At 42.1% G+C, this 13,915-nt stretch carries 12 protein-coding genes; 6 read left to right on the plus strand and 6 right to left on the minus strand.

All coding sequences use genetic code 11. From position 1 onward, the window contains the following. Window positions 1-137 precede the first annotated feature (137 nt). Complete coding sequence (locus AACU32_RS01675; RefSeq protein ID WP_096597235.1) at window positions 138-1,748, minus strand: hypothetical protein; 1,611 nt, start codon at window positions 1,746-1,748, stop codon at window positions 138-140. Between the two features lie 440 nt (window positions 1,749-2,188). Here AACU32_RS01675 and AACU32_RS01680 point away from each other — a divergent pair, with 440 nt between their 5' ends. Further along, on the plus strand, window positions 2,189-3,130 hold the full coding sequence (locus AACU32_RS01680) for an N-acetylmuramoyl-L-alanine amidase (RefSeq protein WP_096597237.1): 942 nt from the start codon (window positions 2,189-2,191) through the stop codon (window positions 3,128-3,130). 224 nt (window positions 3,131-3,354) lie between these two features. Beyond that, on the plus strand, window positions 3,355-4,434 hold the full coding sequence (locus AACU32_RS01685; protein ID WP_096597239.1) for a peptidoglycan-binding domain-containing protein: 1,080 nt from the start codon (window positions 3,355-3,357) through the stop codon (window positions 4,432-4,434). Between the two features lie 369 nt (window positions 4,435-4,803). Here the strand turns inward: AACU32_RS01685 and AACU32_RS01690 are convergent, their stop codons facing one another. Further along, window positions 4,804-5,388 carry a hypothetical protein gene (locus tag AACU32_RS01690; RefSeq protein WP_096597241.1) on the minus strand — a complete coding sequence of 195 codons (585 nt, stop codon included), beginning with the start codon at window positions 5,386-5,388 and terminating at the stop codon, window positions 4,804-4,806. Between the two features lie 337 nt (window positions 5,389-5,725). Between AACU32_RS01690 and AACU32_RS01695 the strand changes: the two genes are divergently transcribed. The 3 genes from AACU32_RS01695 to AACU32_RS01705 all read left to right on the plus strand — a co-directional run bounded on the left by AACU32_RS01695 (window position 5,726) and on the right by AACU32_RS01705 (window position 7,948). Continuing rightward, on the plus strand, window positions 5,726-6,376 hold the full coding sequence (locus AACU32_RS01695) for a hypothetical protein (protein WP_096597245.1): 651 nt from the start codon (window positions 5,726-5,728) through the stop codon (window positions 6,374-6,376). 258 nt (window positions 6,377-6,634) lie between these two features. After that, window positions 6,635-7,069 (plus strand): hypothetical protein, encoded by a 435-nt coding sequence (locus AACU32_RS01700; RefSeq protein ID WP_339377417.1) that lies wholly within the window; start codon window positions 6,635-6,637, stop codon window positions 7,067-7,069. Between the two features lie 30 nt (window positions 7,070-7,099). Beyond that, window positions 7,100-7,948, plus strand: a complete 849-nt coding sequence (locus AACU32_RS01705; RefSeq protein WP_339377418.1) for a class I SAM-dependent methyltransferase — start codon at window positions 7,100-7,102, stop codon at window positions 7,946-7,948. On the opposite strand, the gene AACU32_RS01710 is transcribed toward AACU32_RS01705, so the two are convergent. The 3 genes from AACU32_RS01710 to AACU32_RS01720 all read right to left on the minus strand — a co-directional run bounded on the left by AACU32_RS01710 (window position 7,945) and on the right by AACU32_RS01720 (window position 11,668). Continuing rightward, entirely contained in the window at window positions 7,945-9,876 is a 1,932-nt protein-coding gene (locus tag AACU32_RS01710) for a S9 family peptidase (RefSeq protein ID WP_096597251.1), read from the minus strand. The genes AACU32_RS01705 and AACU32_RS01710 overlap by 4 nt on opposite strands. Window positions 9,877-10,551: 675 nt before the next feature. Next, window positions 10,552-11,232, minus strand: a complete 681-nt coding sequence (locus AACU32_RS01715) for a PAS domain-containing protein (RefSeq protein ID WP_096597253.1) — start codon at window positions 11,230-11,232, stop codon at window positions 10,552-10,554. Beyond that, the gene (locus AACU32_RS01720) at window positions 11,213-11,668 is read right to left on the minus strand and encodes a hypothetical protein (RefSeq protein WP_096597255.1); all 456 of its coding nucleotides are present in this window, start codon (window positions 11,666-11,668) and stop codon (window positions 11,213-11,215) included. Before AACU32_RS01720 ends, AACU32_RS01715 begins: the two co-directional genes overlap by 20 nt. A 728-nt stretch (window positions 11,669-12,396) precedes the next feature. On the opposite strand from AACU32_RS01720, the gene rsgA reads away from it, so the two are divergent. After that, window positions 12,397-13,458, plus strand: coding sequence for a ribosome small subunit-dependent GTPase A (gene rsgA / locus AACU32_RS01725; RefSeq protein ID WP_096597257.1), 1,062 nt, complete (start codon window positions 12,397-12,399; stop codon window positions 13,456-13,458). A 93-nt stretch (window positions 13,459-13,551) separates the two neighbouring features. Here rsgA and AACU32_RS01730 read toward each other — a convergent pair whose 3' ends face one another. Continuing rightward, entirely contained in the window at window positions 13,552-13,857 is a 306-nt protein-coding gene (locus AACU32_RS01730) for a threonine dehydratase (RefSeq protein ID WP_096597259.1), read from the minus strand. Window positions 13,858-13,915 lie beyond the last annotated feature (58 nt).

Below are 13,915 nucleotides of genomic sequence, written 5' to 3' on the forward strand. Positions count from 1 at the left end.
GATTCCGGGAACCCTGAAGTTGATTCTGGGTACCCGTAATAGGGAAATGTCTCTGTGTCCTCTGCGCCTCTGTGGTTAAATCAATTATTTTTGAACCGCAGAGGACGCGGAGAACGCTTCAGAAAACACAGATTTTGTCAATAATTGCTTTTGAGCATATTACTCAAAATATTAAAATTCTTGTCCAACCCGCCGATAATATCCTTAAGACTGAGCAAATTTTGTGGGGGGTGAGAAATCAACGAATCCAACTTAATCAAGCTTTGGAAATTCACCCGAATATCACCAGGACGTTCAGTTTGACCATCGGGTTGATAAAACTTCACCCCAGCCAGTTGCATAATCTTAATCACTTCCTGGGCAATAATACCATAGCCAATTGTTGTTGGATGAATCCCATCTAAAGAGAATAACCCGCCTTGGGTGCGACCATTAGGCCCGGAAAGCAAAAAGCGAGAATCCGGTACAGGATTCAGCGCCTGAAGTTCAGCAGGTAATGGGTAAGCACCGCCCATTTCATCCCACCAATCTGGTTTAGCTTCGGGGTCTTGTAAATAACGCCGGGATGCTAACCTATCTAATAATCCCGCCATTTCAAAGAGATACCAATCTCTGCCTTCAGTGCGCGCCTGACGCACGGCATCAGTTATATAGTCGTTATACTGGTCAATAGCGCTATCAATCGCTCTGGCTTCCTGTTGTGTAAGGTGAGGGTGTTTGTTTGGGTCAAAATTTTTGTCTTCAATCCAAGGTAAGGTGTAGTAAGGAAAATACCGCGAACCTGGTTTAACTTTTTGATTGACACCACGGGCAAAAGGCACAATGGTAATATGGGGTACTGTACCAAAAATTACATGGCGAGCGCGGATTTTTTTGACTTCAGCAACTAACTCATCAAGTTCGGCTTTGAAGTGAATAGGTCGCCAAACAGTATATTTATCATTAATTTCCATATCATCATAGCCAGTATCACTCCAGACAACATTAAAAGTGAGGATAGTGCCTAAAGCGTTATTTGCACCAATGATGACAATTAGTGTTTCAATCCCTTCCGTTTCTGGTGTACCTTCATCACCCAAAGCTGCTGCTGCTTGTACTGGGGAAAGTGCGACACTATTGCTATTGCGCGCTGAATTTAAAACACGAATCGCCGCCCGGTCATTATGATTTTCCACTATTAACCTTAGATAATCATCCTTAGCTGGATGATCTTTAAGGGTTTTAATACAAATGTCTGCATTACGCGATATGGTATTACGCACATCCCATCCATAGACTGCTAGGTTATGGTTTATCCCTTGTTGAATCGGGAACAGTGAACCTTCACCTCGTTCCCAATAGTTTTCATTAATATCTAAGTATTGGCGTAAATATAAGGCAACACCAACAAACTCTAACGGGTTAATATTAGAACCAAACTTTTTTTCTAAGTCATGGGCTAAACGTTCTACATTTAATGGCAATCCATCTGTTGGACTCTGATAAGTAGGATAGCGTAGTTGCTCCCAACCTAATTCTTTAGCAATAATTGCTGGATATGAGAGTTGCGTATTAAATATAGCTCCACTTTGAAAACCCTGTGTGATTGAATCCCCCACTGCTACTAGTCGATTTTTGGGAGTTCCTGTTTTGTTAACATTCACAGCAATACCCAAAGTCGGGTCTTGGACAGGTTTGCGTGGTTGTACAGAAATCACTACATCAGCAGGGGTTTTTGAGTCTAAGATAGAATTCGATACATTTGTCATGACTGTCTACCGTTTTAAGTAATGGACTGAAAACAGAATACTCAGATTAAGCCAATTCTCTCAGTATATATACATAAATATCAACTACTAATCCTCCTGTGCTGGGGGAGATGAGGAGACCGGAGAAATAACTAATGAACATTGACTATTGACCATTGACCACTGACACACAAAGCATAATAAGAAAATTTTTGTTAAATTCCGGAAATTTATTTTCCGCAGGATGTAGTTAAAAAATGTTATGTGCCATTTTGGCAGTGATTATTTATTTTATGACTTTAGTCATAGCAAATTTAACCACATTTATGTTATAGAATTTTTCTAGTCATGGCAACTTTGAGCATGGAAAATTTATTTTTATCTGCTCAAAAGTATAAAAGAGAGTTATCAAAAAATGTTAAACATTTAAACTATTATGAAAATACGTGGAGGAATCAAACATGAAATTTGGCATTGATAGTGGGCATAATTGCCCTCCAGACACCGGAGCTAGAGGCATCAGATTTGAGGATAATTTAACCTTAGATGTCGGAAATAGAGTGATATCTAAGCTGCAAGCTTTAGGACATCAAGTCGTTGTTTGTAAACCTGATAGGGCTAGCACAGTAACTGAATCACTTGCTAAAAGATGCGATAAAGCAAATGCTAACAAGGTTGATGTGTATGTCTCGATTCATTTTAATTCCTTTAACGGACAAGCAAACGGCACAGAAGTATTTGCTGGTAGCGAAACTAGTCGAAAAATCGCTAAACCAGTATTAGATGAATTTGTCAAATTAGGATTTTTTAATCGTGGTGTTAAGAGTGGTTCTCATTTATATGTCCTGAGAAATACAGATATGCCGGCGATTCTTGTAGAAGGTTGCTTCCTCGATTCGCAAAAAGATATGAATCTATATAATCCAGAAGCAATAGCTAATGCAATTGTTAAAGGCTTGACAGGTAAATTACCAACCACTCCTGTAAACCCCGTACCAGATGAGGAGCAGAATTTAGATACTACAATTCTGCGGCTGCAAAAAGCCTTGAATCAGCTAAAAATCACCGATAAAAATGGTAAAACTTTAGTAGAAGATGGCATAGCTGGTGGGGCGACCAGTTCGGCTGTAGCCAAATTTCAAAAAGTAGCTGGTTTGTCAGAAACAGGAACTGCTGACAAAGCTACATGGGATGCAATCAATTTAGTTTTGGCAAAAAGAATAATTCGCCCAAATCATGCAGGCGGCCCAGTCATTCGCTACTTGCAATATCGTTTAGGTGTTGATGTTGATGGTGTCTATGGCCCGCAAACCGAGTCAACGGTGAAAAACTTCCAAAAACAAAATGGATTAGTTGCTGATGGCATTATCGGACCGGCTTCTTGGCAAAAAATAATCGCTTAATTATTAGCAATTTAAAAGAGTTTTGAAAATGGTCAATCACACCAACAGTAGACAATCATGATGAGGGTTAAGTTGATTATTTAACTCTCACACTTGGCTAATAAATAGACTGCTTGCAAAAGTAACTGAAGTAACAGATAAAGTCCTGAAAAACACTCATTCTCTTACTAGAAAAATTATCAAGCTTTTGCAAGAAGTCTATAATTTTTAATGGAGATAAAATTATGGCTTTTAATGTCAGCATTCTGAAATTACCAGTAATAAAACTTGGCTCAGAAGGAGCTATTGTTTTTGCTTGGCAAAGCTTTTTGAAAAATGCTGAATTTCCAATTGATGTTGTTGATGGTGATTTTGGTAAACAGACCGATCAAGCAACTCGTAGCTATCAGCAAAGAAATGGCTTAACTGGTGATGGTGTCGTTGGTAACATGACCTATGCCATAGCACTGAATCAGGGTTTAATTTTGCAACTTCCTAACCTAGCAGCTAATACATTGCTAAGTTACCTTGGTTTTGGGGAAGCAGAAGTTAAAGATTTACAAGCATGTTTAAATAAAACAGGGCAATTAAATCCTCTTTTAAAAGTAGATGGAGACTTTGGTTATACCAGTAATAAAGGATTAGCCGAAGCATATAAAAAAAGAGATGTGCGCTGGCGTAGCGAAATAGAAGAGGCGTTAAGTAATATTACTAAGCAAAAACTAGGACAGGATTTAACGCCAGCTTTGGATATTTTAAATGGTTATGCGAAAAATCAAAGATTTCGCCTCAGTGGAGCACATTGGGTTGATAACTTCCCTACTAGCAAGTTAATTGCTGATTTAGCTTCACCATTTCGTCAAAGAGTAGAAGCATTTCAAAAAGCGCTGATTGATGCAGGATGTCAGGTAATTGTTACCGCTACCCATCGTCCGAAAGAACGTGCTTATTTGATGCATTATGCAGCGCGAATTTATAGACAAGATATTGCTGCTAAATATGTGCCAAGTATGGCTGGAGTTAATATTGAATGGGAGCATTACACCAATGCTGGCTCAGTACAAGCCGCTCAAGAGATGGTAGATGCTTATGGAGTTGGTGGTAATCCTGTTTCCTTAAATTCTCGCCATATTCAAAGATTAGCAATTGATTGGAATGTTACCTGGAATGGCAAGATTAATATTAGAGATGGTAATGGGCGAATGGTGTCTGTAGGCGATCCAGCAAATGCAGCCCTGAATAGAAATTTATGGACAGTAGGTAGTAGCTACGGAGTGTATAAATTGAGTAACGACCCTCCCCATTGGTCAGTGGATGGCTACTAAGTACATAGCAAAAAATAAATTACGCAAATTGTAGGGGCGGGGGTTTCCCCAGAGGTGTCAGCTTAACGTGAAACCCTTTTGGTTGACAAGGTTTTTTCCTCACCCCCAATCCCTCGCTTACCCAATAAACCGCCGTCACCCTCGAAGGGTGCGGCTAATTGAACAAAGCCCACCTCCGTGGGCTAAATTTTCTTAGCCCACGGAAGTGGGCTTTGTAGCGTTAGCCCCAGGCTTACAGCCTGTGGGTGTTCTGTTGGGTAAGTCAGAGAAGTGAAGTTGACACCAATCGGTTTCCCAGCCCTCACCAGTGATACGATAGGCAAATTAATGATTGGGATATTTTTTACCAGTTAAGACGGCTACTCATCGCTAGCCGCGATCGCGTTCTAGTAGCAGCATCATCATTAAACTTAACAAAACTTGCTCTTGTTCGCGATCGCTAATTTGATCGACAGGTTTAATCGTAAATCGTCGAGAGAGAAAAGCGGGGATTTTCTCTAACCGCATGACAACCGTGCCATCAGCGCGGCTAACTAGATAAACTGGGTTGAACACATAACCTGTGAACATCCCCAGAACTGGTATCTCTGCGAATAAAGCATCTGCAACTTTCACCCAAGGATTTTTCTCCTGGATGTTGAGATTGCTAGTCTCACCATTAAATATGTCATAACGCGCCCGCCAAAGCGATCGCAATCCTCGCCGTTTTACCGCGCCAATCTCCTTACCATTGCTATCTGTGAAGTTGTAACGTGCCGAAAAATCAATAATTCGGTCAGCTTTGATGTAGTAAAGCGGACGGCTACGTTCTACATCCGCAAAAATCGTAATTGCTTCCTTCAGCTTGAAAAGCTTCTGCTTGACATAGAAAACCAAATTACCTTGACTATCAACAATCGAGATTTGCGGCGCTAAAGCCCAGAATTTGAAGGTAAGTTCTAAAGGGTACTGCATAGTTCGGTGAAAACATCAAGATGATTTACTAGTCATTTGTCATTTGTCATTTGTCATTTGTCAAGAAAACAACACTCAACGGTCAACAGTCAACAGTCAACAGTCAACAGTCAACGGTCAACAGTCAACGGTCAACACTTCGACAAGCTCAGTGCGGCGCAGTCAACGGTCAACAGTCAACAGTCAACAGTCAACCCCCACTGAGGTTAGTCAAAGTGCTAACCAGGATTTACAAAAAAATTTCCCCAGAGGCTGCATAAACTAATCAAGGTCAACCTATTGAGTAAGTGCAAGGGTGAAAGCCCAAGACAAACACTGAAACTTGAGGAGAATGACCATGAAATTCCGTCACTTAACCGGCTCATTGCTAACAGCTACTGCACTTTTAACTAGTACACTACCAGCATTCGCAGGGCCATTTGATGTACAGCCGGCTGGTATTTTTAAACCTGGTATTCTTACCCCTGGCGCTGCTGTTGGTACTCCTAGCACTCCTACACCTAGCGCACCTGGTAATCCAGTTGGTAATACTGAAATTCAAGGCTTGGGAGACCATCAATCTTGGGTTGACCCAAAAACTCTCGCAAATGACCCCCGTGCTTTATGTAGTGATGTGGGTTTAGGTAGCAATACTCGCAACAGTTCTACTAAAATAGCGATCGCAACTTCTACTAGTACTCGTTCTAGTTCCTCTCAAAGCCACAATGACGGCGGTGGCGGTGGTGTTAGCTTCTTAGGTATTGGCGTGAGTGGTAGCGGTGCTAGCCAAGGTAGCCAAAATAACAGCGATTCCAAAGATACCCGCAATAACCGCAATGAAGAAAATAGCAGCAGTTCCGCCACAGTAGTTCAAGGTAAGAATTGCGATGCTTTCGTTAACTCTGCGGCTGCAAGAGATATGAACTATGAAGACAACCTCACTCGCCGCTACGAAATTAAAACTGGTCGTCGAGGTCAGCAGGTAAATCAACTGCTAGATAATAAATAAGTTATACCAATTTGTATAGCTGTTGACGGTTGACTGTTGACTGTTGACTGCGATGCACTGAAGCTCACTCGTTCGCGGTAGCGTTGCGTAGCAAAGAGAAGTGTTGACTGTTGACAGACTTGAAAGCCTTTAATTTTCTGGGTTTTATTTTAGCTTGATGTCCTAATCTATCTGGCTACAGCTATAATTCGTAATTTTTAATTGATTCTACGCCAGGGTCAGTACCCTGGCAATTACTTTTTTTATTTCTGGGGAGATATGATGAACAGCCCACCTGGAGCGAGAATTATTACTCTGAGTACAATCCTGTTGCTGTCGGTATCATCTTTAGCTAGCGCCGACACTCCCAGAATTCGTGACTCTCAAATCTTACCCTATCTTTTAGATAACCCCAATGAAAACTCCTTGGTGAGAGTACGTTGTGTTCCCAGTCATAGCCAAAATGTAGATAGGAATCGACGCATCATCAGAGATAGCCTCTTGCGCCCAACCCAGAGCGACAATCAGGCTGTCACAATTGAAATCGAAGGGAATTGTGAGAATGTCAGAATTCGCGTTCATGATGACTCCCAATTTTCTGATTTCCCTAGAGAAAATCCCGATTTAGAAGACTATTGGCTGAATCGTCAAGGTTCTGGTTGGTATTGGTTTCTACATCGTCCTCAACATCAGCCGCAGAGCGAGAGACAATAATCAATAGCTGTAATTTAGGGAATTACTTTGGTGTCAGATTTATCTCAGTTCAGTAACCCACTTTCCGATGAGGCGTTAATCCATTACGGAATTGGTAAAGAGCAGGAGCGGTTATCACGAGGTACAGGTGTGCTGGAATTTACGCGCACCCAAGAAATTATCAGCCGCTACCTACCGCCAGCACCTGCGGTCATCTTTGATGTTGGCGGTGGTTCTGGTGTTTATGCTTATTGGTTGGCGCAACAAGGTTATGAAGTCCACCTGATTGATGCGGTTCCTTTGCACATTGAGCAAGCCCGACAATTTGCGCAAACACAACCGAATTATCCTCTAGCTAGTTTAGCAGTTGGCGATGCCCGTCAAGTGAATCGGGCGGACGATAGTGTTGATGCTGTTCTCCTACTGGGCCCTTTGTATCACCTAATTGATAGCAAAGATAGAATACAGGCTTTGCGCGAAGCTCACCGGATTCTAAAAAGTGGGGGTTTGGTCTTCGCTGTGGGAATTTCTCGCTTTGCTTCAACCTTAGATGGATTACTAAAAGGTTTTTTAGATGACCCTGAATTTGTTGAGATTGTGCAACAGGATTTGATTGACGGTCAACATCGTAACCCAAACAACCATCCTGCTTACTTCACTACAGCTTTTTTACATCATCCAGATGAACTCAAAGCTGAGATTGAAGCAGCAGGTTTAGATTATCTCAGCACTTTGGCTATTGAAGGGCCAGGTTGGTTACTCCAAAATTTCTCTGAACATTGGAATGAGCCAGTTCGCCGTCAACGCCTTTTAGAAGCTATTCGTTGGCTAGAAACTGAACCTTCTGTATTAGGAGCTAGTGCCCATATTATGGCTATTGGGCGGAAAAAGGCTCTTTAAGTAAAGTTTTCAATCGCTACAGGTTCAATTGTGTCAGCTAATTCAAAACCGAAAATCTGCGAGTAGAAGTAAAGTTCCCCTTCCAAAGAACGCTTGATATTCTCTGCTTGTCGGAAACCATGCTGCTCACCTTCAAAGGGAAGGTATGCTACGGGAACACCTTTAACTCGCAGTGCTGTCACCATTGCTTCTGTTTGGTTGGGTGGTACGACTTGGTCGTCTAATCCTTGGAAAAAAATCACCGGCGAAGCCAGACGTTCGGTAAAATTAATCGGCGATCGCTCTTGATAAATCTGACGCTGTTCTGGATAAGCACCAATCAAGCGGTCTAAGTATCGCGACTCAAATTTGTGAGTATCTCGCGCTAAAGCTTCTAAGTCACTCACACCAAAGTGGCTAGCGCCTGCTTTAAAAGTATTACGGAATGTTAAAGCACACAAAGTTGTATAACCGCCAGCACTCCCACCAGAAATTGCTAGGCGGTTTGCGTCTACGTCTCCTCGTTCTACCAAATAACGCGCCCCATCCACACAATCATCAACATCAACAATTCCCCATTGACTATCTAATCTTTGGCGGTACTCCCGACCATAACCTGTGCTACCACCATAATTTACATCTAAAACTGCTATACCTCGGCTAGTCCAGTATTGAATGCTCAAGTCCAAACTCGTCCCCGCTGCTGCTGTTGGGCCACCGTGGCTATTGACAATCAGCGGTGGTTTTTCGCCTACTGGAGCAGTGTAATCTTGATTTTGTGGTGGATAAAATAAGGCGTAGGCTGTCTTACCATCCGCTGTCGGGTATGCTATTGCTTGGGGTAGGGAAAGATAACCAGCCTCAATTTTCACATCACTGGCGCGGCGTAGCACTTCTAGCTTGTTACTAGCTAAGTCTAACTGTACAATAGCTGTCTGCTCAGTCGGAGAACCACCGATAAAAATTACTTTATTAGGGGCGGCGTGCAGTGAGGAAATCTCTGTGTAAGGGGTTGGCAGAGATTCTAGTTGCTTTGTTTTGGTATCAAGACTAGCTAAATGCCAAGTACCTTCTTGAGTATAGGTGCAAATAATGCGATCGCTTGAGGAGAAATCATAGGTACGCATCCCTAGCACCCACAGAGGTTTACCAAACTCTGCTTTCATTTGAGTTAATGGTTCCACATCTCCATTTTGCCAGCGATAGAGATTCCACCAACCTGTGCGATCGCTAATAAAGTACAGTGTGCCATCTGGTGACCACTGGGGCTGAAAGATAGATTCTTCTAGACCACCGGCGATTTGTTGAGCTTTTCCTAATAATCCATCTGCTTGGACTTCTGCTACCCACAGTTCTGTACCATCCCACGGCATATTTGGATGGTTCCAAGTTAGCCAAGCCAAGTGAGAACCATCAGGACTGAGGCGAGGCGAAGCATAAAAATCGTTACCCCCAACTAGTTGCCGGGGTGTACTATCTGCGGTCAACCCTAAGCTTACCAATGTGTTGACAGCTTCTTGCCCAGCAACCGTATGATCTTCGCATACACAAATAATTCGCTGGCGTTGATGGTCAAAGATAGCGTCTGCATAGCGTTTAGCTACTTCTGGTGCGATCGCTTGTGGTTCGCTCTCAGCAGATTGACGATACAGGCGTTGGTCGGCAAAGTTAGAAAAGTAAACTGTGCCATTAACTACCAGAAAAGAAGCCCCGCCATATTCATGAACGCGGGTACGGACGTTATAACCAGCAAGCGTTACATCTTGAACTTGACCATTTTTCAACCGTACAATTACGTTTCTACCTTTTTCTGATGGTCGTAATTCGCTCCAGTAAATATCCTCGCCATCAAGAAAAATTTGCCCTAAGCCAATCGTTTGGGAAGTAATTAAATCTGTGGTAATCGGCGATCGCCAAGCTCCATAAGATGCTATCTCTGGTTTAGTCATGCTCTAGCTGCCTCCCTGGTCTCAAAAGATCGCATGTTGCGTGCAAATAAAAAACTCTACCACACCTAACACAACAAAAAACCTACCTATCAGGAGGGATGAGGGGGACAAGAAGGACAACTATTGTACAGACGCGAAATTTCTTGTCTGTACCAATGACTAATGACTAATGACCAATGACCAATGACAAATGCCCACAAATTGTAAGGATGGATACGATTTATTAGTAAAAGTCAAGGTAAATTTATTCAGTGCAATGGAGTGTCAAGGGTGCATTTACCAAAATCAAACATCCATAATATAGATGTAAATATGTATCCTCTATATCTGTCAGAGGAAATTTACGCATCTAAGATCAGCAATCTTCTATCGGTGTGATAATTAGTCTAATTAGAAGGCTTATTCCCAGATAAGGTGACTACTTTTAAATTCGCTACAATTCGCTACATTTTTTAAATTTTCAGTCACCACAACAAGGCAGCACGAGAGAATTAGTAGAAGTCCTGAAGAGAATAAAGCGATAACTGCAACAGTCTTGCCCTGATTGCTTCAATTTTTAATCGGAAAACTTAAAACCTGATAACTACTGATAACTGGAAGAAATGCACCCCGAAATAGAAAAATCAATGATACACCTGATGATTTTCTAATTCGAGCAGGAGTTAAATTGTTAATTTAAGCTTGTTCCAACACCCCTGGGGGTATGGGTACAAGTTGGGGAGTTGCCAAGCTGATTCCCTGTCTGTACCAAATACCCTCCACCTCAAAAGCCTCAAACTGGGTTGTCAGGATTGCCCAAGCTCTCTCATTCAGTCCAGCAGAATAAGTCCAAGTAAACTGCCTATCATTGTGTAATCTTTGTTCGAGTTCGGCTAAATCCTCAGGTAGCCAAAACTGGGTCATGATCCTTTGAGTGGCAATTTCTGGCGGAGTTTGTAGCATTTGGGCCATTGGCTGATTCACAATGATTTGCTTGCGAGTATCTTGTCTGACGATGCTCACTGGACGCTCATTTTCCGCAGCCGCAACCATGCGGTACAACAACTGTGATGGTACACGTAATTGGCTGCAAAACACTGCACCCTCTGATTGCAAAATCCCTTCGGCTGTTTCCGACGCTGTAGGCGGTTGTTCGCTTGACATCCAGCCAAAGAATTCAATTGGTTGCTTGCAGCCTCGCCATTGAATTCGCACTTTGCCATTAATTTTACATGCGGTTTCGCTAAACGCTTCTCCGTAGCTTTGAGCTATGTAAGTAGCATCACGCTTTGTTGGGGCAAAAATTGAAACCCCTTCATAAGACATTTTAAAGTTCCACCCCGGTAAGTTGAGGATTCTAAGAATACTCACACTCATCTTCTTTGACACCTCCAGAATCTCTATATCCTTTTACACCCTGATAATCCTGATACACGGAAATTTTAAAAGTTTCTTGCCAAATTTTTTGTCTTTCTTCCTCCGGGATGTCTAAAGCCGATGTAATGATGGCAAAGTCACCTGGTGTTGGTAATACTTCGCCTTTTGCCAAGGCTGGCAAGTTTTTTAACCCACAACACTTGAGTTTTGCCATGTTAGCCCGTACTACATGGGCAATTGTTTGTGGTGCAGCTTTTCGACCATTGAGCGCATGAGAACCTGTTTTTTTCGCTACCCACTCTTGAGCCATTTCTTCCATAGCATCGCTTTGGGAGATACCTAAGCGGGCACAGATGCTTTTAAACTCCAGGGCTAACTCCAGTGGGATATAGCCGCTGATTTGCTTGTAATCATCAGAACGCCTTCTGTCAGTCATATGCCAAAATCCTAAATATTATGCTTGTCTATATTTTCTCTCATGAAGTCTGAAATGCAAGACATTTTTTTATGTCAGATTTAAATGACAACTTGACAAAAAAAAATGACAAGCTTAGTATGGGAAATGGAGCAGTAAACGGCTGAAGACAAAGACACGGTAGATTACGCTAGAAGCTAGCTGCTTTTTTTGGTAGTTAGCTTCTCCCCTTTTTCAGAAATCAGAAAGTTTTTTAACCCTCTTTTATTCAGTATATCTGCTTGTAAGAATTTTGCAACACCTTGCCCTGATTCCTGCTGGCATTAAGCCATAATTAAATATTGTGTATTAAAAAAGGAAACAGTTGAGCCAGCGAGGTCTTGGGGTTTGCCCCATGAGCGACTGGTTCATTCTAAGGGGAACTCTTAACAGGGGAATAGAGACCGGAATCGGCTAATGTAGTAATGTAGTAATGTAGATTATTTCTTGTAGTATGTCGGGAGGAAGCAATATGACTGAATTTGTAGCAGTCCGGGTGATATTAACCACTTCAACTCAACGGACACAAGGTACAGAGATTCTTGTTCAATCCTCCATCTTCCAGGAATGAAATCTAGAATTTACGGACACTTAATCTGATTGGATTGGTTGCCGAATTTGAGAGAATCGGCTCATCTGCCATAAATTGGAAAGTGTCCTCCTCTGTGAGGCCTTGTGCAACACAAGTAGCACACATTGAGGAAATATCAATGAATTTGAATTGCTTAGGCTGGAGTAATTTTTTTGCTCACAGCTTTGAAACATATCGCCAACAAGGATTTTCTGTTGGTAGAGTTGCTGTTGAATACAAAAATATCTACACCTTAATCGGTGAACAAGGAGAACTAAGAGCTAAAGTTGCAGGTAAACTCAGACATCATGCTGTTCAACCCCAAGACTTTCCCGCAGTTGGAGATTGGGTGATTATCACGGTGCAAGATGCCCAAAAGCAAGCAACTATCCACGAAATATTGCCCAGGAAAAGTAAATTTTCGCGCAAGACTGTAGGCAATAAAACAGAAGAGCAAATTGTTGCAGCTAATGTTGACACTGTATTTCTCGTATCGGGACTAGATGGTGACTTTAATCCCAGACGAATTGAGCGCTATTTGATTCTCGCTTGGGAAAGTGGCGCAAATCCAGTCATTGTTTTAAACAAGTCTGACTTGTGTGAGTCTCTAGAATCTTGCTTGGCCCAGGTGGAAGCCATTGCCATTGGTGTACCAATAGTAGTGTTAAGTGCCACCAATAATCAAGGATTGAATGCCTTAGCATCTTACTTGCAACCAGGACAGACAGTAGCTTTGTTAGGTTCTTCTGGTGTTGGTAAATCTACCATTACCAACCAACTCAAGGGTGAATCTGTGCAAGCTGTGCAATCAGTACGACAAGGTGATGACCGAGGTAGACATACAACAACCCATCGTCAATTAATATTACTCCCGAATAGGGGCTTGATTATCGATACCCCAGGGATGAGGGAAATCCAAATTTGGGCAGGTGATGATAGTTTGCAAGAAACTTTTGCAGACATTGAAACTTTAGGCCAAAAGTGTCGCTTCCGCGATTGTCAGCATCAACAAGAACCTGGTTGTGCGGTGCAACAGGCATTGTCAGAAAAGCTACTTGATTATTCTCGATTTCTCAGTTACCAAAAGTTGCAAAAGGAACTTGAATACTCAGCCCGTAAACAAGACCAAAGGGCACAATTAGCTGAGAAAGAACGATGGAAGAAAATCCATAAAGCTATGCGGCATCACAACAAACCTTGAGTTTATTTAATACAGTATAAAGGTGCTTTTTCTAAGTATTAACTTCAGAAAATCATCCAACTGTCACCATATTTGGCGCGGCTGATCCGCGCCTTAATTCTTTTTCAGATCGCGAGCCATGTTGAGGTAATATTCCATTTTGGCATTAGCGCGGCGCTTGCTGGCAGGAGTTTGAGTAGTGGTATCCTGTTTAGTTTCAATTTGCTGTTGAGTTTCGTTTTGCTTCAGGGTTTGTACCTGATCGGGTTCTAAGTAATAACCAGATTCACTAAATCCAAACAGCTTGGCAAAAAAACCAAAGGAATTTTTGACAACATTAGCTACGCTTGTGAAAATCACAGAGAAAAAACCTTCCAGACGAAGGTACAAGTTCCGCATAATTTGAGTTAGACGAAACATAGCATCACCCTAATTGATTGCAAATTATATTGTCGCCTATTGCGCTTGTTGAGAGTCT

This window comes from Calothrix sp. NIES-2100 (genome assembly GCF_963875285.1).
Classification (GTDB): domain Bacteria; phylum Cyanobacteriota; class Cyanobacteriia; order Cyanobacteriales; family Nostocaceae; genus Aulosira.